The organism is Variovorax sp. Varisp36 (assembly GCF_047304235.1).
Lineage (GTDB): Bacteria > Pseudomonadota > Gammaproteobacteria > Burkholderiales > Burkholderiaceae_C > Variovorax.
Genome location: NZ_JBGLYU010000010.1, coordinates 19,104 through 40,531 on the forward strand (window position 1 = coordinate 19,104; position 21,428 = coordinate 40,531).

At 68.1% G+C, this 21,428-nt stretch carries 20 protein-coding genes; 5 read left to right on the top strand and 15 right to left on the bottom strand.

What is annotated here, in order from left to right; translation table 11 throughout:
* Nucleotides 1-136 precede the first annotated feature (136 nt).
* On the top strand, nt 137-532 hold the full coding sequence (locus ACCD11_RS08610; protein WP_007837829.1) for a DoxX family protein: 396 nt from the start codon (nt 137-139) through the stop codon (nt 530-532).
* A gap of 6 nt (nt 533-538) precedes the next feature.
* Here ACCD11_RS08610 and def read toward each other — a convergent pair whose 3' ends face one another.
* The 5 genes from def to smc form a co-directional block, all read right to left on the bottom strand.
* Nucleotides 539-1,078 carry a peptide deformylase gene (def, locus tag ACCD11_RS08615; protein WP_056590568.1) on the bottom strand — a complete coding sequence of 180 codons (540 nt, stop codon included), beginning with the start codon at nt 1,076-1,078 and terminating at the stop codon, nt 539-541.
* A 36-nt stretch (nt 1,079-1,114) separates the two neighbouring features.
* Nucleotides 1,115-1,543, bottom strand: coding sequence for a hypothetical protein (locus ACCD11_RS08620; RefSeq protein WP_007837832.1), 429 nt, complete (start codon nt 1,541-1,543; stop codon nt 1,115-1,117).
* Nucleotides 1,544-1,659: 116 nt separating this feature from the next.
* On the bottom strand, nt 1,660-3,747 hold the full coding sequence (ligA, locus tag ACCD11_RS08625; protein WP_413313549.1) for an NAD-dependent DNA ligase LigA: 2,088 nt from the start codon (nt 3,745-3,747) through the stop codon (nt 1,660-1,662).
* Between the two features lie 25 nt (nt 3,748-3,772).
* A complete protein-coding gene (locus ACCD11_RS08630) occupies nt 3,773-4,876 on the bottom strand; it encodes a cell division protein ZipA C-terminal FtsZ-binding domain-containing protein (RefSeq protein ID WP_413313550.1) in 1,104 nt (367 codons plus the stop codon).
* Between the two features lie 14 nt (nt 4,877-4,890).
* Complete coding sequence (smc, locus tag ACCD11_RS08635; protein WP_413313551.1) at nt 4,891-8,406, bottom strand: chromosome segregation protein SMC; 3,516 nt, start codon at nt 8,404-8,406, stop codon at nt 4,891-4,893.
* A gap of 173 nt (nt 8,407-8,579) precedes the next feature.
* Here smc and ACCD11_RS08640 point away from each other — a divergent pair, with 173 nt between their 5' ends.
* The 4 genes from ACCD11_RS08640 (at nt 8,580) to ACCD11_RS08655 (ending at nt 11,724) form a co-directional block, all read left to right on the top strand.
* Nucleotides 8,580-9,290, top strand: coding sequence for a hypothetical protein (locus ACCD11_RS08640; protein WP_413313552.1), 711 nt, complete (start codon nt 8,580-8,582; stop codon nt 9,288-9,290).
* Nucleotides 9,291-9,363: 73 nt separating this feature from the next.
* Nucleotides 9,364-9,678 (top strand): helix-turn-helix domain-containing protein, encoded by a 315-nt coding sequence (locus ACCD11_RS08645; protein ID WP_413313553.1) that lies wholly within the window; start codon nt 9,364-9,366, stop codon nt 9,676-9,678.
* Nucleotides 9,675-10,967 (top strand): type II toxin-antitoxin system HipA family toxin, encoded by a 1,293-nt coding sequence (locus tag ACCD11_RS08650; RefSeq protein WP_413313554.1) that lies wholly within the window; start codon nt 9,675-9,677, stop codon nt 10,965-10,967. The genes ACCD11_RS08645 and ACCD11_RS08650 overlap by 4 nt, the downstream gene beginning before the upstream one ends.
* Nucleotides 10,968-11,031: 64 nt before the next feature.
* Nucleotides 11,032-11,724, top strand: coding sequence for a hypothetical protein (locus tag ACCD11_RS08655; protein ID WP_007837844.1), 693 nt, complete (start codon nt 11,032-11,034; stop codon nt 11,722-11,724).
* 22 nt (nt 11,725-11,746) lie between these two features.
* On the opposite strand, the gene fabG is transcribed toward ACCD11_RS08655, so the two are convergent.
* The 10 genes from fabG to ACCD11_RS08705 all read right to left on the bottom strand — a co-directional run bounded on the left by fabG (nt 11,747) and on the right by ACCD11_RS08705 (nt 21,253).
* Complete coding sequence (fabG, locus tag ACCD11_RS08660; RefSeq protein ID WP_413313555.1) at nt 11,747-12,478, bottom strand: 3-oxoacyl-ACP reductase FabG; 732 nt, start codon at nt 12,476-12,478, stop codon at nt 11,747-11,749.
* Nucleotides 12,475-12,948 carry a hydroxymyristoyl-ACP dehydratase gene (locus ACCD11_RS08665; RefSeq protein WP_413313556.1) on the bottom strand — a complete coding sequence of 158 codons (474 nt, stop codon included), beginning with the start codon at nt 12,946-12,948 and terminating at the stop codon, nt 12,475-12,477. Before ACCD11_RS08665 ends, fabG begins: the two co-directional genes overlap by 4 nt.
* On the bottom strand, nt 12,945-13,712 hold the full coding sequence (locus ACCD11_RS08670) for a class I SAM-dependent methyltransferase (protein ID WP_007837847.1): 768 nt from the start codon (nt 13,710-13,712) through the stop codon (nt 12,945-12,947). Before ACCD11_RS08670 ends, ACCD11_RS08665 begins: the two co-directional genes overlap by 4 nt.
* On the bottom strand, nt 13,709-14,548 hold the full coding sequence (locus ACCD11_RS08675) for a polysaccharide deacetylase family protein (protein ID WP_007837848.1): 840 nt from the start codon (nt 14,546-14,548) through the stop codon (nt 13,709-13,711). Before ACCD11_RS08675 ends, ACCD11_RS08670 begins: the two co-directional genes overlap by 4 nt.
* Entirely contained in the window at nt 14,548-16,941 is a 2,394-nt protein-coding gene (locus ACCD11_RS08680) for an MMPL family transporter (RefSeq protein WP_413313611.1), read from the bottom strand. The genes ACCD11_RS08675 and ACCD11_RS08680 overlap by 1 nt, the downstream gene beginning before the upstream one ends.
* Entirely contained in the window at nt 16,941-17,567 is a 627-nt protein-coding gene (locus tag ACCD11_RS08685) for a LolA-related protein (protein ID WP_413313557.1), read from the bottom strand. Before ACCD11_RS08685 ends, ACCD11_RS08680 begins: the two co-directional genes overlap by 1 nt.
* Entirely contained in the window at nt 17,539-18,561 is a 1,023-nt protein-coding gene (locus tag ACCD11_RS08690) for an acyl-CoA synthetase (RefSeq protein WP_413313558.1), read from the bottom strand. Before ACCD11_RS08690 ends, ACCD11_RS08685 begins: the two co-directional genes overlap by 29 nt.
* Complete coding sequence (locus tag ACCD11_RS08695) at nt 18,561-20,276, bottom strand: AMP-binding protein (protein ID WP_413313559.1); 1,716 nt, start codon at nt 20,274-20,276, stop codon at nt 18,561-18,563. Before ACCD11_RS08695 ends, ACCD11_RS08690 begins: the two co-directional genes overlap by 1 nt.
* A gap of 16 nt (nt 20,277-20,292) precedes the next feature.
* Nucleotides 20,293-20,871: a hypothetical protein gene (locus tag ACCD11_RS08700; RefSeq protein ID WP_235507914.1), complete on the bottom strand. Its 579-nt coding sequence runs from the start codon at nt 20,869-20,871 to the stop codon at nt 20,293-20,295.
* A 70-nt stretch (nt 20,872-20,941) separates the two neighbouring features.
* The gene (locus ACCD11_RS08705; RefSeq protein WP_007837856.1) at nt 20,942-21,253 is read right to left on the bottom strand and encodes a phosphopantetheine-binding protein; all 312 of its coding nucleotides are present in this window, start codon (nt 21,251-21,253) and stop codon (nt 20,942-20,944) included.
* Between the last annotated feature and the right edge of the window lie 175 nt (nt 21,254-21,428).

The following is a 21,428-nucleotide window of genomic DNA, read 5'->3' on the forward strand; positions in this document are numbered from 1 at the left end:
GGGCCGACACGAGACTCTGCCAAAGAACCACGGGTTTGATGCATATGCCCGTAGCCCGACGCAAATCCGGTGCCCGAAGACGCTGCAGGTTCACTACCATACGGCCCTCGAATCACTTCAACTGGAATCCACACAAATGGTCAAATCCGACGACACCGGCAAGTTCATCCTGCGCGTCGCGCTTGGCGTCCTGATCCTGCTGCACGGCATCGCCAAGCTCCAGGGCGGCGTCGGCTTCATTTCCGGCATGCTGGCCCAGCACGGGCTGCCGGGCGCGCTGGCTTATCTGGTCTATATCGGGGAAGTGGTGGCGCCCGTGCTGCTGATCATCGGCCTCTACACGCGGCCGGCGGCATGGATCGTCGCGATCAACATGCTCGTGGCTTTCACGCTGGTCCACGCGAAGGACCTGACCTCGCTCGGCAAGCAAGGCGGCTGGGCGCTGGAAACGCAGGGCATGTTCCTGTTCGCGGCGCTCGCCCTCGCCTTCATGGGCGGCGGCCGCTTCGCGCTCAGCAGCAAATACAACTGAGCGGGCTCAATCGTCATCGGCCGCATCGAGGCCCGGAAACAGGACCTCGGTGTAGCCGAAGCGCGAGAAATCGCGCACCCGCATCGGGTACAGCTTGCCCAGCAGATGATCGACTTCATGCTGCACAACGCGCGCATGAAAGCCGGTGGCGACCCGGTCGATCGGGTCGCCGTAGGGGTCGAACCCGGTATAGCGGATGTTGGCGAATCGCGGAACCACGCCGCGCAGGCCCGGCACCGACAGGCATCCTTCCCACCCCTCTTCCTCCTCGTCGTCCAGCGGCGTGATGACGGGATTGAGCAGCACGGTACGCGGCACCGGTGGCGCATCGGGATAGCGGGGATTCACGACATCGGTGCCGAAGATCACCAGCTGCTGGTCCACGCCGATCTGCGGTGCGGCGAGGCCAGCACCGTTGACTGCATGCATGGTTTCGAACATGTCGCGCACCAGCAGGTGCAGTTCGTCGGTGTCGAAGGCGGCGACCGGCTGCGCAATGCGCAGCAGCCGGGGGTCGCCCATTTTCAGGATTTCGCGGATGGCCATGGCGGGATTATCGCGACAGGCCCGCAGCCGCCGCGATCAGGGAGGCGTCTGGGTCTTGGAGTCCGGCGAAGTCCACAGGCGCGCATTGCCGCGCGGCGGCGTCGGGATGGAGCCCGGTCCTCCACCGGCAATGGGCGGGCGCGGTGCGACGCCCGGGTGGCCACCGCCCCAGTTGCCTGACGGTCGTCCGACCACGCCGGGACTCGGATAGACAGGGCGCACGGCCGGATAGCCCGGACGGCCGTAGTACGGACGGTCGTAGTAGTACGGACGCCGCTGCTCGTAGTAGCCGCCACCCTGGATGTAGACCGGCGCGGGCGAAACGACCACGGGCGCGGGCTCGCTGTAGTAAGGCCCCGACGAGTAGCCACCATAGTAGGGATCGGCGGGCACGCCCACGCAGCCGCTCAGCAACGCAACGCCGCCGAGCGCGGCGCAAGCACCAAGAACACGAATTTTTTGCATGAGGGACTCCTTGTGGCCTTCGATTAGTTTTCAACGCCAGGTTGTAGACCCTGTTGACTGCGCTCAGATGAAGTCGCGTAACGGCCGGTAAAGGGCCTGTCCGGCACCTCTGCGGCTTACTCCGTCGGAACACCGTTGGCGAGTATCTCCAGCATACGCGCCTCATCGATGATCTCGACGCCGTTTTCACGCGCCTTGTCGAGCTTGCTCCCGGCCTCTTCGCCGGCCACGAGGTAATGGGTCTTCTTGCTGACCGAGCCGGAAACCTTGGCTCCGGCTGCCTCCAATTTATCCTTCGCTTCGTCGCGGCTCAGCGTAGGAAGCGTGCCGGTGATGACGAAGGTCAGACCCGCCAAAGGCTTCGGCGCCCTGGCGGCGGGCTCGCCCTCCTCCCAGCTCAGTCCGCAGGCGCGCAATTGCTCGACCACTTCGCGGTTGTGCGGCTGATCGAAGAAGGTGCGCAGGCTTTGCGCCACCACCGGACCCACGTCGTTCACTTCGAGCAGTTGCTCCTCGCTCGCGTCCATGATCGCGTCGAGCTTGCCGAAGTGCTTGGCCAGGTCCTTCGCGGTGGTTTCGCCCACGTGGCGGATGCCAAGGCCGAACAGGAAGCGCGGCAGCGTGGTCTTCTTCGAGGCCTCGAGCGCGTCGACGAGGTTCTTCGCCGACTTCTCGGCCATGCGATCCAGCCCGGCCAGCGTGGTGAAACCCAGCTTGTAGAGATCAGGCAAGGTGCGGATCAGGTTGGCATCGACCAGTTGCTCGACCAGCTTGTCGCCCAGTCCGTCGACATCCACCGCACGCCGCGCCGCGAAGTGCAGGATGGCTTCCTTGCGCTGCGCCGCGCAGAACAGGCCGCCGCTGCAGCGGTAATCGACCTCGCCCTCCTCGCGCACGGCTTCCGAATCGCACACGGGGCACTTGTGCGGCATGGTGAAGACTGCGCCGCGCTGATCGTCGGGCCTGGCCAGGCTGTCCGGTGCCACGCCGACCACTTCGGGAATCACGTCGCCGGCACGGCGCACGATCACCGTGTCGCCCACGCGCACATCCTTGCGGCGTGCCTCGTCTTCGTTGTGCAGCGTGGCATTGGTCACGGTCACGCCGCCGACGAACACCGGCGCGAGCTTGGCGACCGGTGTGAGCTTGCCGGTGCGGCCGACCTGGATCTCGATGCCGACCACCTCGGTCAGTTGCTCCTGTGCCGGGTACTTGTGGGCCACGGCCCAGCGCGGCTCGCGCGAGACAAAGCCCAGTTGCCGCTGCAGTTCGATGCTGTCGACCTTGTAGACGACGCCGTCGATGTCATAGGGCAAGGCGTCGCGCTGGCGGCCGATGTTCTCGTGGAAAGCTATGAGTTCAATCGCACCTGTCGCGCGCGCCGTCTGCCTGGCCACAGGAAAGCCCCAGGCATCGAACTGCTGCAGCCAGTCGAATTGCGTCGGGCAGCCGGGTCCGCCCTCGGCCGCTGGCGTCACCTCGCCCAGCCCGTAGGCAAAGAAGCTCAGGGGCCGCGCCGCGGCAATCGCCGGGTCGAGTTGGCGCACCGCGCCGGCGGCGGCATTGCGCGGGTTGACGAACACCTTCTCGTTCTTTTGCCCATCCGCGATCTTCTGGCGCTGGCGCTCGTTGAGCGCGTCGAAATCGGCGCGCTTCATGTAGACCTCGCCGCGCACCTCGACCACGGGCGGCGCCGTACCGTTGAGGCGCAGCGGAATCTCGCGCACGGTGCGGATGTTCTGCGTGACGTCTTCGCCCACCTCGCCGTCGCCGCGCGTGGCGGCCTGCACCAGCACACCGTTTTCGTAGCGCAGGTTCATGGCAAGGCCGTCGAACTTCAGCTCGCAGACGTAGGCGACCTGCGGTCCGTCCTCGGGCAGACCCAGTTCCTTGCGCACGCGCGCGTCGAAGGCGCTCGCGCCGCCGGGCGTGATGTCGGTCTCGGTGCGGATCGACAGCATCGGCACCCTGTGGCGCACCTTGACGAAACCGTCGAGCACCTTGCCGCCCACTCGCTGTGTCGGCGAATCGGGCGTGCGCAGGTCGGGAAACTCGGTTTCGATGGCCTGAAGGCGCTGGAAGAGCCTGTCGTACTCGGCGTCCGGCAGTTCGGGCGTGTCGAGCACGTAGTAGAGATGGGCGTGGCGGTGGAGCTGTTCGCTCAGTGCGGCGGCTTCGCGTGCCGCTTCGTCGCGCGTCGTCATGGGTGTCTCCCGGAGGTCGGAGTTGTTAGCTGAAGAGGCGCCGTGCCAGCGGCGAGCCCGCAGCGAGGTCGCGCGCATCGAGCGTGTCGTAGAGCTGCTCGAGGTCGGCGCCGATCACGTCCATGGTTTCGTCGCGCAGCAGCTGGCCGTCGCTGTCGGTGACCACGCCGTCCATCTCGCGCGCCAGCGTGGCGGCAGCTTCGCGCATGCGGCGGAACGGCTCTTCGCCACGGTCGACCTGCGGCACATCGAGGCTCAGGCTGAGTTCGCGGATGGCCGACTGGGCCGGGTCGTCGGCCAGCGCCGCCTGCGTGTCGAAGGCCAGCCCGAGGATCGGCGGCAGGCCGGCTTCGCTGGTCGGCAGCACCATGCGCCCCGGGATGATGCCGGCCACGAAGCCGAGCCGCGCCGCGTTCTGCTGCACATAGCCCGGACTCCAGGCCGCATGCAATGCGCGCAGGACAAAACCCAGCTGCGCATCGTGCGCGCTGGCGAACTGGTCGAGCTCGCGGGCGCGCGCCACTTCATCGAGCATCTCGGGAAACTCGGGCGCGCCGTTGACGGCGTCGGCAAAGGCCTGGGCCTTGACCACGAATTCGGAGTACTCGATCTCGTTGAGCGCACCCGTGCGGTTGGCCAGCTGCACGCCGACCTGGAAAGCGCTGTAGCGCTGGCCGGCCACGGGCGGCTCCCACTGGCCAGTGTGTTCGTTCAGGCCTTCGATGGCCACTGGCTTGCTGCCCGCGCGCCGTGTCGGCGGCATGGCGGCGATGGCGGCATCGCCCGAGGCGAGGCCGTCGAGCGAGATCGGTGCAATCACGTCGATCAGCGGGTCGAGCCCGCCGCGGCTTTCGCCGGTCGCCACGGGCACGCCGCTGGGCGCCGGCAGGTCGGGGTCGAACAGGGGCTCGTGGCGGTCTGCCCCCTGTATCTGGTGCGGATCGGCATGCAGCATCGGCTCCATGCCGCCGCCGCTCTCCGCCAAAGCGCGCTCGGCTTCATCGAGCGCAATGTCGATCGCGTCGGGCTGGCGCGGCGCATTGCGGCGCGACATCAGCGTGTTGTAGGCAACGACGGCCGCGAGAACGAGGCCGCCGAGGATGGTCAGGGCGAGAGTGAGGCTGCTCATGGGTGCCGCTCGGCTTACGCGGCTTCGACCATCGAGACCGCCGACTCCATGTCGACCGCAACGATGCGCGACACGCCCTGTTCCTGCATCGTCACGCCGATCAGCTGCTCGGCCATTTCCATGGCGATCTTGTTGTGGCTGATGAAGAGGAACTGGGTTTCGCGGCTCATGGCTGTCACGAGTTTGGCATAGCGCTCGGTGTTCGCGTCGTCCAGCGGCGCATCCACTTCGTCGAGCAGGCAGAAAGGGGCCGGGTTGAGCTGGAAGATGGCGAACACGAGCGCAATGGCCGTGAGCGCCTTCTCGCCGCCCGACAGCAGGTGGATGGTCTGGTTCTTCTTGCCCGGGGGCTGCGCCATCACCTGCACACCGGAGTCGAGGATTTCGTCGCCCGTCATCATCAGCTTGGCGTTGCCGCCGCCGAACAGCTCGGGGAACATGCGGCTGAAGTGCTCGTTGACGACCTTGAAGGTGCCGCCCAGCAGGTCGCGCGTTTCGGCGTCGATCTTGCGGATGGCGTCTTCGAGCGTGCCGATGGCCTCGTTCAGGTCGGCCGACTGCGCGTCGAGGAAGGTCTTGCGTTCGCTCGCGATGGCGAGTTCGTCGAGCGCCGCCAGGTTCACCGCGCCGAGCGCGACCACTTCGCGGTTGAGGCGGTCGATTTCGCCTTGCAGGCCCGTGAGCTTGACCTTGTCAGTTTCGATCGACTGCTCGATGGCTTCGAGGTCGGCGCCGGCATCGTCGAGCAGCTGCTGGTACTGCTCGACACCCAGGCGCGCGGCCTGTTCCTTCAACTGGAACTCGGTGATGCGCTGGCGCAGCGGATCGAGCTCGCGTTCGAGCTGCAGGCGGCGCTCGTCGCTCGCGCGCAGCTTGAGCGTGAGGTCGTCGTACTGGCTGCGCGCCGAGCCCAGCGCGGCTTCGCGTTCGAGCTTGAGCGACAGGGCATCCTGCAGGCCGGCCTGCGCAGCGGCATCGGACAGCCGAGCCAGTTCGGCCCGGGCGCGCTCGTCTTCGTCGGTCAGCGCCACGATCTGCTGCGCCGCGGTTTCGATGGAACGGTTGAGCTCCCCGCGGCGGGCTTCGAGCGTGCGCTGCGAGAAGGTCGCTTCCTGCGCCTGGCGCTCGAGGCTGCGGTGCTGCTCGCGGCTCGCGCTCAGCGCGCGGCCGGCTTCGATCACGCGCTCGTCGAGTTGCGCGTGGCGCTCCTGGCTGTCGGCCAGCTGCATGTCGAGCTCTTCGAACCGGCCTTCGGCTGCGATGCGCCTCTCCTGCAGTTCTTCGAGCTGCGCATCGACTTCGCCGAGGTCGGCGGCCAGCTGCTGGCTGCGCGCGCGGGTCTGCTCGGCGAGCTGCGTCATGCGCAGGGTCTCGACCTGCAGTTCGTGCGCGCGCGACTGGGTCTCGGCGGCTTCGCGACGTGCGGTCACGAGGCGCTGTGCGGCATCGGCGTAGGCAGCTTCGGCGCGAACCAAGGCAGTACGCGCTTCTTCGTTGATGAGTGTCTGGGCGCGCAGCTGGCGCTCCAGGTTTTCCATTTCCTGCTGGCGGGCCAGCAGGCCGGCCTGTTCGGAGTCGGGCGCGTAGAAGTTGACGCTGTGCGAGGACACGGCGTGGCCGCTCTGCACGTAGATGACTTCGCCAGGCTGCAGCGCAGCACGCTGGGCCAGCGCTTCCTCGAAGCTCGCGGCGGTATAGCAGCCATGCAGCCAGCCGTTCAGCAGGGCTTGCTGGCCGGCATCGTTCAGGCGAAGCAGGCTGGACAGGCGCGGCAGCGCGGCCGTGCCTTCGGGCGCTCCGGCTGTGGGCGGGCTGTAGAAGGCAAGCTTGGCGGGCGGCGCGTCGTTGCCGAAGGCGCGCACCATCTCCAGGCGGCTGACTTCGAGCGCGCCCAGGCGTTCGCGCAGCGCGGCTTCGAGCGCGTTTTCCCATCCCTGCTCGACGTGGATTCGGCTCCACAGGCCCTGCAGGCCGTCGAGGCCGTGCTTGGCGAGCCAGGGCGCCAGCTTGCCGTCGGTCTTGACCTTTTCCTGCAGCGCACGCAGCGCTTCGAGGCGGGCCGAGAACTCGGCATGGCGGGCGCCTTCGGTGTTGACGGCCTGCTGCTTCGCGCGGCGGTCGTCGTCGAGTTGCGGCACGGCTTCCTGCAGCTCATGCAGGCGGGCGTCGGCTTCACTCGCGGCCTCCTGCGCCATGGCGTGCTGCTCCTGCATCTCGAGCAGGCGGGCTTCGTCAGGCGCGGCCAGCGCGTTCTGGTCGGCGCGCAGGCGCTCGCTGCGCTGCGTGAGCTGGCGGCTCTGCTCTTCGATGTTGCGCTGGTCGGCGGCCAGCACCTGGATCTGCTGCTGTACCTGCGACACGGTCGTGCGCTGGGTGTTGGCCTCGTCCTGGGCGCGCTGCACGGCTTCCTCGAGCTCGGGCATGCGCGCGTCGTGCTCTTCGAGCTGGGCGGCCAGCAAAATGGCCTGCTCCTCGGCGTCCACGCCGGCGCCGGCCAGCGTTTCGATCTCGGCCTCGGCCTCTTCGCGGCGGCGGCCCCACTGGCCCATCTGCTCGCGCAGTTGCACCAGGCGCTGCTCCACGCGCTGGCGGCCTTCGACCACGAAGCGGATCTCGCCCTCGAGCCGGCCGACTTCGGCGCTCGCCTCGTAGAGCTTGCCCTGCGCCTGGTTGACCTGGTCGCCGGCGCCGTAGTGGGCCTGGCGCACCGTTTCGAGTTCGGCCTCGATGTGGCGCAGGTCGGCCATGCGCGATTCGAGGTCGTTGATCGCCTTTTCGGAGTCGAACTTGATCCTGGCCTGGTCGGCGTTGCTTTCGCTGCGCTTCAAGAACCACAGCTGGTGCTGCTTCTTCGTAGCGTCGCCTTGCAGCATGTTGTAGCGCGCAGCCACCTCGGCCTGCTTCTCGAGCTTTTCGAGGTTGGCGTTGAGCTCGCGAAGAATGTCCTCGACCCGCGTGAGGTTCTCGCGCGTATCGCCCAGGCGGTTTTCGGTTTCGCGGCGGCGTTCCTTGTACTTGGACACGCCTGCGGCTTCTTCGAGGAACAGGCGCAGCTCTTCGGGCTTCGATTCGATGATCCGGCTGATCGTGCCCTGGCCGATGATGGCGTAGGCACGCGGCCCGAGGCCGGTGCCCAGGAACACGTCCTGCACGTCGCGGCGGCGCACCGGCTGGTTGTTGATGTAGTAGCTGCTGGTGCCGTCGCGCGTGAGCACGCGGCGCACGGCGATCTCGCCGAACTGGTTCCATTGGCCGCCGGCGCGGTGGTCTGCGTTGTCGAACACCAGCTCCACGCTCGAACGGCTGGCCTGCTTGCGGGTGGTCGTGCCGTTGAAGATCACGTCCTGCATCGACTCGCCGCGCAACTCCGACGCACGCGACTCGCCGAGCACCCAGCGCACCGCGTCCATGATGTTCGACTTGCCGCAACCGTTCGGCCCGACGACGCCCACCAGTTGGCCCGGCAGCAGGAAGTTGGTGGGTTCGGCGAACGACTTGAAGCCCGAAAGCTTGATGGAATTAAGACGCACGACTTGTCGGCCTGCTTGGCTCTAGCGCCAAGGTATTGATTTGTAAGGAAAATTGCACGGGCCTGCAGCTTGCAGCAGGCCGCCGCCCCAGCCGTGGATGATAACGTCAGGGCATGAGCGATTCCCTGGTTTCTCCCCTCGCCATGCGACGTACCTGCCTCCTTGGAGGCATCTTGGCGGGCACGGCTGTTCTGCTTGGCCTTGCAGGCTGCTCGTCGACGCGCGACACCCAGCGCGCCGAGCCCTACAGCAGCCACGAATGGATGCAGTCCGGCGCCAACCGCATCGCCAACCTGTCGCTGCGCGACAACCTTCAGTCGGTGCGTCGCGTGCAAAGCACACTCTACAAGCGCAACCCGCGCGAATGGCGCAAGTCGGCAGCCAGCATGGACGAGGCCGCCCAGCGCGCCTGGGACGCCGTGCTCAAGGGCCCGCCCCTGCCCGAATTGAAGGGCGCCGCCGGCATCGATGCGATCCGCCTGGCCTTCGATACCGGGCCGCAGGGCTACCAGGGCGACCGCGTCGCGGCGCTGGTGTACGGCTGGGCCACCATGCTCAAGCAGGCCAACGGCGACACCTGGGACCAGACCATGATCGACGGCATCAATGCCGAGAACAGCTTCAGGGCCGCGCGCAACTTCGAGATATCGCTCTGGCTCATTTCCTCCAAGACCGGCCCCGATGGCCAGCCACTGCTGCTGGCCACCGAAATCAGCGACCGCGGCCGCAACCTCGTGGCCGACCGCGAACTGTCGAAGGTCGTGGCGCGGCTCGACCTGCTGGCTGCGCAGGCCGACGAGAAATACCGCCGGGCGGCGCTCGACTTCGGCCAGAACTGGGTGATGGGCGTGGTCATGCCCTTCTTCACGCTGATACCCAAGTGAAAGCGGCGGAAGAAGCGGCGAAGGTTGTCAGGAAAGATGTTTCCTAAAACTTCATTTGCGGTAATATATTTCCGTGAATAAACAGGAACTCATCATCGCCCTGACCGCTCGCCGCGATGCCGCCGGCATCTCGAATGCTGAAATCGCTCTGCGCTCGGGACTCACCGAGCGCTCCGTGCGCAACGCCCTGAGCCTGCAGGGCAACCCGCAGCTGTCGTCCCTGCTGGCGCTGGTAGATGCGCTGGGTCTCGAACTGCAGCTTGCGCCCAAGGGCTTTGGCGAAACCACGGCCACCGATCCCGGCTATCGCCCCGTGGCCACGCGCGTAGGCCATGCAGTGGCGCAGGCGCCCGGCGCGCCCCTCAACAAGCGCCGTTCGCCGCCATGAACGTCAAGATCCTCGAGATTTCGCTCGGCACACGCCGCTTCGGCAAGCTGTTCCAGTACGCCGACCTGTGCCGTTTCGTCGCGGAGCCCGAGCTGGTCGCCAATCCGCCGGCCGAGGTGCTGTCGCTCTCGATGGTGGCGAGCGACCCCGCGGCCCAGTCGGCACTCTGGAGCGACGTCAAGAACCCGCTGTTCAACGCCCAGGGGGGCCAGCTGCCGGGCTTTTTCCAGAACCTGCTGCCCGAAGGCGTGCTGCGCAGCCATATCGCGCAGCTGCGCGGCTGCCGCGAGAACGATCATTTCGAACTGCTCGCTGCCTGCGGCGGCGACCTGCCCGGCGCAGTGAGTGCCCGGCCCGTGTCGGTGGACCGCGGCACGCTGCAGCGCCTCATCACGCAGGACCAGGATGCGCTGGAGATGTCGGTGGTCGAACTGCCGATGCCGCAAGGCATATCGGTCTCGGGCGTACAGCCCAAGCTGGGCCTGCGCCGCCAGGGCGGGCGGTACGTGGCCCGCACGCGGGCCGGCGCAAGCACCCGGGTGATCGCCAAGCTGCCGGTCGCCGGCCGGCCGCACATGCCGCAGCTCGAGATGCTGTCGCTGCAGATGGCCGGCGCGGCGGGCGTCGAGGTTTGCCATGCGGAACTCGCCCCGCTCTCGGCCATTGCCGCGGAGCACAGCTATGCGCTGCCCGACGAGCCCGAATTCCTGGCGGTCACGCGCTTCGACCGCGACGGCGCACGCCGCATCCATTTCGAAGACTTCGCGCAGGTGCTGGCGATCGACCCGATGCGCAAGTACGGCGGCAGCTACCTCGACATGGCGCTCGCGATGCGCGCGTTTCCGTCGCTGGGCGACGAAGCGGTGCTCGAGCTCCTGCGGCGCCTTGCAGTGAACGACCTGCTCGGCAACCCCGACGCGCATCTCAAGAACTTCGGCGTGCTGTACCCAGACGGCGTTGCACCGCGATTCGCGCCGGCCTACGACATCGTCGCGTACGCCGCACTGCAGGGTGTCGACGGCCACGCGCTGCCGCTGTTGCCTGAGCCGGCGGTCCCGGCCCGGCGCACCGCCCTGTTCACGCCCGCCAACGTACGCGCCTTCTGCTTCTCGACGGGACTGCACGAGCCGCTGGTGCGCCGTGTCGTCGCCGACACCGCGCGGCTGGCCCGCGACAAATGGCCTGCAATGATCGACGCCTCGGCGCTGCCGGCGCCGTGGAAGAAGCGGCTGTACCAGCGCTTGCAGGCACATCCCTTGCTGCAAGCCATGGCAAAACGCGGCCGGTAGAAAAACTGGCCCCTAGAATGAATCCGCCCTCCACCCCTCAACCCATTCGAGGCAGCAGCAACTCATGAGCTCCATCAATTTCATCGGCGGCGAAAAAGGCGGTGTCGGCAAGTCTGTCACGGCGCGCGTGCTGGCGCAGTATTTCATCGACCACAGCCGCCCTTTCACGGGCTTCGACACCGACCGCTCGCACAGCTCGTTCACCCGCTTCTACGAAGGCTTCGCCTCGCAGGTGGTGGTCGACAGCTTCGAAGGGCTCGACACGGTCGTCAACGGCTTCGAGACCAACCCGCAGCAGAGCGTGATCGTCGACCTTGCCGCGCAAACGCTGGCACCGCTGTCGCGCTGGATCAAGGAGTCGGACCTGTTCGACGTGTTCGCCGACATCGGTGTCACCGTCAACTTCTGGCACGTGCTGGACGACGGCAAGGACTCGACCGACCTGCTCGGCGCACTCATCGACACCTTCGGCAACCGGCCCAACTACATCGTGGTGCAGAACTACGGCCGCGGCAGCGACTTCGGGATGCTGCTGGCCTCGCAATCGCTCTCGAAGGCGACGGCGAACGGCGCACGCGTGATCACCCTGCCCCGCCTGCACGACGCGAGCATGCGCAAGATCGATGCGCAGAACACGAGCTTCTGGAAGGCCGTGAACGACCGCGAAGGCCCGCATGCGCTGGGGTTGCTGGAACGGCAGCGCGTGAAGTCCTGGCTGGCTACGGCCTACGCGGCGTTCGACACCTTGCCGCTGTAAAAGAAATCCCGGCGGCAGATCTTCAGATCATCCCGCCGTTGATCGAGATCACCTGGCCCGTGATGTAGGCCGCCTCGTCACTCGCCAGGAAGGCGGCCAGCGCAGCCACTTCCTGGGGCGTCCCCGCGCGCTTCACCGGCACCATCTGGTTGATGACCGCGGGATCGAACACCGCATCCGCCATCGGCGATGCAATGATTCCGGGTGCAATCGCGTTCACCGTCACGCCGCGCGATGCCACTTCGAGCGACAGCGCCTTGGTCGCGCTGTTCAGCGCGCCCTTGGCCGCGGCGTAGTTGACCTGCCCCCGGTTGCCCGCAATCGCGGCTACGGAAGAGATATTCAGGATGCGCCCCCACCGCGTGCGCATCATGGGCAGCAGCAGCGGCTGCGTGACGCGGAAGAAACCGTTAAGCGATACGTCGATCACCTTGTGCCACTGCTCGGCGCGCATGCCCGGCAGCACGGCGTCGTCGTGCACGCCGGCGTTATTGACGAGGATCTGGACCGGCCCGCCTTCCAGGATGCGCGCACACGCCGCCGCCGAGGCTTCGTCGCTGCACAGGTCGAACACGTGGCACTCCGCCTTGCCGCCCGCCGCCGTGATCGATGCGGCCAGTTGCTCGATCGCCTCGGGTCGCGAATTGGCGTGCAGCAGGACCGTGGCGCCGTCCCGCGCAAGGCGTTCGGCCATGGCGGCGCCAAGTGCGCCGCTGGCGCCGGTGATCAGCGCGCGTTTTCCTTCGAGACTCATGGCGATGTCATGCTTTCTGCAGCAAGCGGTGTGTTCAGGACCACCACGGCGCGGCCTTCGGCCAGCATGCGGCCATCGTCCGCCTTCACCGTGAATTCGTAGAGGATCTGGCGGTCGTCGCCCGACAGGCGCCGGGCTCCCACCTGCAACGCGCCGGGCACGTCGTCGAGGCGCGCCACCGCCAGCTTCACGTTGCGCGCGCTCGCCAGGAAACCCGCCGACGGCGTGCTGCCCTCGGCAGCCAGCAGGCCGCCATGCAGCGCCATGGCCTGCGCCGCGTATTCGATGGCGTTGGGCGCGAGCAGTCCGCTCTCGGTGCGCAGCGGGTTGTCGGCCTGTGCGTGCGTGGTGGTGCTGCAGCGAATGGCCTCGGAGTCCCAGCTCTCCAGCCGCTCCAGCAGGCACATGCTGCCGCTGTGCGGAATGCGCTGCGCAATGCCGGCACGGTCGAGCGTCTGCGGCACCGTCATGCGGCCCCTTCCAGGTCGGCCACCAGCAGCACGTTGGCGAAGGGCGTGCCCGCGCTCATCGGGATGCTTTGCACGCGAAAGCCCAGGCGCCGCAGCAGCGCCGTCCAGTCGGCCAGCGGCCGGCCCCAGGTCGGCGAGACCTTGTGGCCGCGGATGCGCGTGACGGTGCGATCGACCCACTGGCTGATCGCGAAGCCGCGGCGGCTCGACGCATCGCCCACGCGCAGCAGCAGCCGCGCCTGCGGGTTGGCGCCACGTCGCAGCGCGTCGCGCACGCGCAGCAGTACGCCTTCCTGCGCTTCAAGGTTCACGTAGTGCAGCACGTCGAGGATCACGACAAGGTCGCAGTCCGGCAAGGCGGCCGAGCACATGTCGGCGCAGACCAGCTTCGGCGCAGGCTGCAGATGGCCGATGGAGGCCTCGGCGCGCGCCACGTCCTTCGGCATCAGCTCGATGCCGGTGTAGTCTGCGCCGTGCGTGGTGGCGTGCCATGACGACGGCCAGCGGCCCTGCTTCTGCATCGTGCTCATCGACGCCAGCAGGCTTGCGAACAGGCCCTGGCCGCAGCCGATGTCGACCACGCGGCTGTGCTGCGCGCCGACCAGCCGATGTTCGAGCAAGCCGCGAAACACCGGATCGCGACCCAGCTTGCCGCGTGCGAAGTGCCAGGCGAAGCTGCCGCCCTTCTGGTAGGGAACGGTCGCGGCCTCGTGCAGCTCGCGCCAGGCGTTGTCGGTCGACGACGAGGGCATCACCGCGCTCATGCTTTCAGCCCTTCGGGCAAGGTAACAGCGCGCAATCCATCGGCGCGCAGACGTTCGAGCAACAAGGGCAATACCTCCAGCAAAACGGGTTGTCCTTTGGCGGTGCGCGCGGCATTGCCGTCGTGCAGCAACAGGATGTCGCGCGCCTGCAGGTTGTGGCTCAGGCGCGCCATCACCTTGGCGGCGTCGCCTTCGCGCGTGTCGAAGCCGCGCCGCGTCCAGCTCACGAGCGAGAGGCCGAGGCGGTGCAGCACGGGTTCGAGGAACGGGTTGCGCAGGCCGGCCGGCGCGCGGAAACAGGTCGGGCGCTGGCCGACGGTGTCGGCGAGGATGTCCTGCGCCCGCGCAATTTCGGCTGCAAAGCCGCGCGGCCCGAGAAAAGAGAAGTTGTGCCGGTGCTGCGCCGTGTGGTTCTGGATGCTGTGGCCGCGCGCGACGATCTCGCGCGCCAGTTCGGGATGCGCCAGCACCCGCTCGGCGATGCAGAAGAACGTGGCGCGCTGGCCGTGCACATCGAGCAGGTCAAGCACTTGCGGTGTCACCTCGGGCTCCGGCCCGTCGTCGATGGTGATCGCCACTTCGCGGCGCGCGGCAGCTGCTTCGGGCAGCCGCGTGACGTTGGGGCCGAGCAGGCTGCTGCGCGGCGTGAGGCCGGCGCCGGTGATCAGCGCATGGTTCAGCACGATCGCGCCGATGGCCCACGGCAACGCGCCCGGCACCAGCACGCCCGCGCCGATGGCCGCGACGTGCCATGCCGCGCTGGCGCGAATGGCCGGCGGCCAGGGCCAGGATTCTTTGGACGCAGGAACGGAAGACATGGGGGCCGATTTTCCCATCAGGGGCGCGCCGCTTTCGCAGGCGCCACACTCCGCGCAAACGCCGCCGACAGCAGCAGCGCCAGCAGCGCGCCCGGCGCAACCACGCGACCGATGGACGACAACGCCGGGATGTCCGAAATCGCGATCAGACCGAACGACACCACCGTCGTCAGGTTGGCCAGCATCAGGGACGCCAGCGTGTCTTCGTCGGCCCGCCCGGTCGTGCGCAGCTGGTCGAAGAACAGCGCGTAGTTCGACCCCACCGCCACGATCAGCAGCAGCCCCACCAGATGCAGGATGCCGAGCGCCGCCTGCAGCAAGGCCATGCCGCCGAGCGTGAGCACCACCGCGAACAGCAGCGGCTGGCACACGGCGAGCAGCCGGCGCCACGAACGCAGGTAGATGCCGAGCAGCACCACCACCGCCAGCGCGCCGAGCAGCACCTGCACGAAGGCCTCGTGCAGGTAGCGCTGGTACAGGCCCGCGAGTTCGCGGCCGACGTCGACCACCTGCACTTCGGGCAGGCCGGCCAAGGCTGCTTCGAGACGGCCCTGGTCGAACTTGGCGCCGGGGTGCAGCACGACCAGCGTGCCCCATCCGCCGCCCGGACGCTGATACATGAGCGTGTTCAGGATCGAACCGAGCGGCCCACCGGCCAGTTCGGCGCGCTCCACCGGCGGCAGCTTGCGTGCCGCCTCGATGTCGGCCAGGAATGGCCCCAGGCGCGAAGCCGGCAGCGGCATCCCCTTGGTCGCCTCGGCCAGATTGGCGCGCAGCGTTTCGGCGTTCGGCAGGCTCGCGATGCGCGCCGTCTGCACCGCCACGCTCGGCAGCACGCGCGTCACGGTTTCGTAGCCGACGAGTTCGCCCTGCTCCACCAGCGCATCGAGCCGCGCCGCGGCCGCCTCGGTGTTGCGCAGGGCGGCCTGTTCGTCGTCGCCGTAGGCAACCACCAGCACGCCACCATCGCTCGCGCCGATGTCGTTGCGCAGCATCTCGTCGAGCTGCTGGGCCGCCTTGGGCACCGGACTCATCGCGCCCAGGTCGGCGCGCCACAGGTGACCGCCCTGCCACAGCACCAGCGCCAGCGCGGCCACGCCCAGCGCCGCCAGTGGCCAGCGCAGGCGCGGCAGGCCGCGCACCAGCGCGCCGGCCATTTGCGCCATGTACCTGCGCATGCCCATGCCGGTGGCGCCATCGGGCGCCAGCACCGGCAGCACGTAGCGCGTGGCCAGCGCGGCCGCGACGAGGCCGGCGATGGAGAAGACGCCCAGCTGCGCCAGTCCCGGAAAGCCCGAGAACACCAGCGCCGCAAAGCCGCACACCGAGGTCAGCAGGCCGAGCCGCACGGTCGGCCAGTTCAGATCGCGCCAGCGCTGCCAGCCGGTGCCAGCCACGGCCGCGCCCCGCGCCTGAATGAGGTAGTAGATGGCGTAGTCGACCGTCTCGCCGATCAGCGTGCTGCCGAAGCCCAGCGTGAGGCCGTGCACCGAACCGAACACGAGGCTCACGCTCGCCGTGCCGATCACCACGCCCGTGGCCACGGGCAGGAAGGCGATGACCAGCGCACGCGGCGAGGCGAACGCCAGCAACAGCAGCCCCCCCATGACGATGCCGCCCACCACCGCGAGATGGATCGCTTCGGTCTTGATCTTGTCGCGGCTCATCACCGAGAACACCGGCGGCCCGCTCAGCAGCAGCTTGGGTGCCGTTGCGCCCATGCCGCGCGTCGCGGCCTCGTAGGCGGCGTGCACGCGTGCGATGGCCACGGCCTGCGCGTCGAGGTCGCTGCCGGCGGCGCGCGTGGTGGCGATCATCAGCGCGCGCGGCGCGGCGCGCGACATCCAGACGCCGTCTTCGCTGCGCGGCGCGCTGGCGGGCACCAGCTCCATCGCAATGCGCTGTGTCTCGCCGGTCGGGTCGCGGTCGAGAAACGGCTTGATCACGTTGCCGGCCGGCGTGCCAAGCATCGACAGGGTTTCGTTGATGGCGTCGCGCAGACCCTCGGCGGTGAACTGCCCGGGCACTACGCCTGGCGACAGCTGGTAGCGGTGCTGCAGCACCCAGGCTCCCGCCTCGCTCCAGTCGCCGACGTCGCCGTTCTGGACCAGATCGAACAGCTTGCTCTCGCGCATGTCTTTGGCGACAGCACGCGACGCGGCGGCACGCTGCTCGGTGCTGCCGCCCTCGATGCCCAGCATCAGCGTGCGCGAGGCGACGCCGCTTTGCAGCTGCTCGATCAGCACGCGCTGGCGCACGTCCGGGCTCTTGGGAAGGAAGGCGGAGAGATCCGCGCCGATCTGCGTGCGCGCAATGACGACGGCACCGCACAGCAGCACCAGCAGCCACGCCAGCAGCACGACCGCTCTGCGCCGCCAGCCCGGCGGACCGCCTGCCTGCTGTTGCGGCATCACGGCGTGGTGCGTCCGGGCGCGCTGGATGGAGCCGCGTTGCCCGGTGTGATGTTCATGACCGAGCGGTCACCGCCGACGAACTCCATCTCGAGCCCCAGCACGTCGCTCGCGCGGCCGCTGATGCGCATGCTGCGCACCTGCGCGGCCAATCGGCTGTCCATCGGGACGAGGTCGAGCGTCCACTTGGCAGCCGAGCCCGACACGGTGCTGCGGAAATAGCGCTGCAGCGTGGCGCCGTCGCCGGTGAGGGTGCCGCGCATGGCCTCTACCAGGCCGAGCAGCTCGGGCATGCTGTCCAGCGCCAGCGTGCGGGTGCGGCCGCCGCGCGAAAGCGTCAGCGTGTTGCCCTCGACAGCCATGGTCTCGATGCGCGGCGACAGCGTGCGGCGCACCAGCTTGTCGGGTGCATCGAAGCTCAGCGTGCCGCTGGCGTCGAGCGGGCCTTCGAGGCCGTGCACGAAGCGTTGTTCGGTGAAGCGAGCCTCCCCGCTCTTCTGCTTGGCCAGCAGCGTCATCAGCTCGGGCAGGTCGAACGCCGCCCAGGCCGGCACGGCGCAGAAGGCCAGCGCGAGCACGCATGCCCTGCAAAGCCAGTCAAGCCGCATCTTCGAGCCAGAAATCATGGAAATTGAACCAGTTGTAGGGATACGCGCGGCACAGCGCTTCCAGGCGTGCCACATAGGCTTCGACGGCCGCGCGGATGCGCATTTCGCGCTCCGCGGGGCTACAGACCGCCTCGCCGAAGTCGGCCAGCGGGTCGAACCGGACATCGTAGCGGGCACCACCGCCGTAGAGCCCGGCCATGAAGAACACCTTGCGGCGCAGCAGAGCCGCCAGCCGGAAGGGTCCGTCGTTGAAAACCGCCGGCTGCCCGAGGAATGGCAGCACGATGTTGTTGCCGCGCTGGTGCGCGGGCTGGTCTTCGCTGCCCGGCAGCGTACGGTCGGCCAGCATGCCGCCCAGGCCGCCGCCGTCGAGCCAGTCGCGCAGTTCGAGCATCGAATGCGGCCGGCCCAGCGCGATGACGTGCGGCCGCAGTTCAGGCACCGCAATGGCGTTGAGGATGGCCGTGATGCGCTGCGCGTTGTCCGGGTACATCAGCATCGCCAGGCGCAGGTTGCGCTGGTGCGTCTGCTGCTTGCAGGCGCCCAGCGCCTCGAAGCTGCCGACGTGGGCGCCGAGCAGGAAGGCGCCCCGCCCTTGTGCGATCTCCGACTCGATCGACACGTTGCCCTCGATGCTGACCTTGAACAGGTCCATGCGCCCGCGCAGGAAGTAGACGCGGTCGAGCACTGTCGAAGCGAAGGCGTACAGCAGGCGGAAACCGTCGACCCAACCCGCCTGCGGGCCGATGGCCCTGAACAGATAGCGCTTGATGTGCCGGCGCTGCGCCGGTGCGAACAGCAGGAAGTAGAGCGCGATGGGCGGCAGCAGCAGGCGCGTGACGTGGCGCCCGCACACCAGCGCCATCCCGACGATGAAACGCAGCGCAAGCATGTTGCTGCGCTCTGGCGCATGCGCCCAGCCCCCACTTTCACCGCGCTCGCCATTCGGGGTCGCCTCCCCTGCCCGGGCAGCCTCTTTCAAGGCGCGCGCTTCAACGTCGGCGTGTTTCATCACGCGGACTCTTGCACGGCCGTCCAGCGGCCGGTGACGGTCACCACGCCGTCGCAGCGAACGTCGAAACGTACGCCGCGGCCGGGTCCGGCCTCCGGGTGCAATTCGATCGATAGCGCGGCGCCCGGTCGCACCGGCGACAGGAACTTCGCCGCGGCGAGCGTGGGATGTGCGCCCAGCCGCGCCACCAGCGCCGGCACGCGCCGGATCGACTCCATGACCTCGGCCAGCACCAGTGCGCCAGGCAGCAGGGGCTGGCCGGGAAAATGGCCGGCGAATACGGGGTGATCCACCGGCACCATGTGCGCCATCTGCACTGGTGTGTCGTCTTCGGCGAGTTGCGCCAGCGCAAATTCGCGCAGCGCACGCACTGTGAGCTTGCCCGTGCCTTCGCGTGGGAACGACTTGACCTGCACCACCCTGCGCGGCACGAACACGGGTTCGAGCCGCTGCCGCAGGGCCGCGATGATGTCACCGGCCGAGAGCTCGGGCGCAACCACGAAGGCCACCGGCCGCACGACCCCGTCGGCCACCTCGTCGGGCAGCCAGAAGGCGCCGTCGTCCACGCCGGGGATGCTGTTGAGATGAAAGTTCAGGTGCGCCAGCGAGCTGCGCCGGCCCGCCACGTGGATCAGGTCATTGGCGCGGCCGAACAGGCGGAAGCGGCGTTCGTCCAGCAGTTCGAGCACGTCGGCCATCGGCGTGGGCTCGGGCATGAAATCGCCGCTGAAGATGAAGCGCTCGGGGCCGCCGTCGGCCGCGGGCTCGGCGTGCACGCGAATCTCGCCGAAGGTCTCCCAGATTTCACTGTCGGTGGTGCGGCGCGTGGCAACCTGGCCCGACTCGGTGCTGCCGTAGATTTCGAGCAGCACGCCACCCATGGCCTGCTCGGCCTGCTGCGCAAGCTGCGGCGACAGCGGCGCGGTGGCCGACAAAATAAGGTCGACCGGCGGCAGTTCGATCCCCGAGAGCAGCAATGTCTTGAGATGGAACGGCGTGGTGACCAGCGCGCGGGGCCGCGGCACCGAGGCCAGAGTTTTCGCGACATCAGCCGGAAAGAACGGCCGGCCGCTTTCGAATGCTGCGCCGCCGAGCATTGCGAGCAGCACCGACGATTCGAGCCCGTAGCTGTGCTGCACTGGCACGGTCGCGACCAGCGTGAGGCCTTCGAGCGAGGGACGCTCCAGCACCCGGCACAGGCGCTTGACGGCCACCGCCACGTCGCCCACCAGCGTGCGCCAGGTCTTGGCGTGCGGTTGCGGCACGCCGGTCGAGCCCGAGGTGAGCAGGCTGGCTGCGTGCATGGCCGCGTCGATCGCGGGCACCGCGCTATCGGCATCGGCACCGCCGCCAGGACTCGCGCGGTTTTCGAACAGCACGCGCTGCATGCCCGGGGCCTGCAGCTTCGGGTCATCGGTGAGCGCAAAAAGATGCGGGCCGCCGGATTCGAGCAGGCGCGCGAGCGTGTCGGGCCGCGCGTCGGGCGGCAGCAGGCTGGCATGGCCGCGCACCAGCGCCGCGCCCAGGCTCACGGCGAAGGCGTATCGGTCAGCACAGAGATTGACGGCCGGCCCCTCGCCCGGAAGCCCAGGTGCGAAGCGGGCCACGTCGGCCAGGAACTGCCGCGCGCTCACGGGGACACCGGCGCGCCACGCCAGGGGGGCGTCGGGGTCTCGGTTCGCGAGCAGTGGCAGGAAGCGAAGGTCTGTCGTCACGCTGGCAGCGCCTGTGTCATTGGCCGCCGGGGCTGGTGTCCACCGACGATGTGCCGTAGAACGCGCGCACCGCATCCACGAGGCGCGTGCGTTCGAATTCGGGATGCAGCCGGTAGCGCAGCAGGTGTTCGCCGACGAACAGCAGCGTCACCATCACCGGCGACAGCACATTGGCGAACAGCGACCACTCGGAGAACGGCCGTGTCAGGTAGATGAGGATCGACGCCAGCACCGTCAGTGCGAAGAAGCCGGTCCAGATGCGCGTGAGCTGCGTGGTGTAGGCCAGCATGTGGCCCTTGAGCGGATGCACGCGCTGCGCGAACTGGGTGATCAGCGGCAGGCCGCGGCCGCGCAGTGTCGAGCCGAACCAGCCGCACAGGGCTGCGTTGATGGCCACGTGCTGCAGCACGTACAGCCGGTTGGGATCGCCCGCCTCACCAAGGAAGACGAGCGAAAAACCGCCAATGCCCAGCACGGCCACGGCGGCAAGGCCCCAGCGGCCGAACCAGCTGGCGGCCAGGCCCATGGCGGCGAGCCAGAGCGGGCCGAGCAACACCACCACCGCCCATGGCTCCGTGGCGTGGAACAGCGTCATCCAGTGAGAGAGGCCGGCATATGCAACCCCCACCACCAACAGGAGTGCTATTCGCCATCGCGACATGGGATCAGGAAGCTACGCGATGCTGGGCGACGTGGGTCGCGAGCGTGCGCAGCGACTGAAAAATCTGCTGGTTGCGTTCGTCGTCCGAACGCAGTTGGAACCCATAGCGGCGCGAGACTTCGAGCGCCACTTCGAGGATGTCGATGGAGTCGAGTCCCAGGCCTTCGCCATAGAGCGGTTCGGTCGGCACGATGTCCTCGGGGGCCACTTCGAGATTCAGCGCGCTCACGAGCAGCACGGCCAGCTCTTTTTCGATCGGCGACTGTTCGGAGGCATCGCCAGTGGCGGGAATGGGGGGCTGAGCAGTCGATGACAAAAAAACCTCCTGAAACTTTTGCCTGAACTATCGTGCGGGTCGTGGATTATAGGAGGGCCGCTTAGGGCCTGTTCGCCCTGTGCAAGGGGGTCGCGTTGCTTCGAAAAGGGGCTGGCTGTGGCGAACTTCGCGACCCCCTTGCACAGGGTACACAGGCCCTAGACTACCCGCTTCG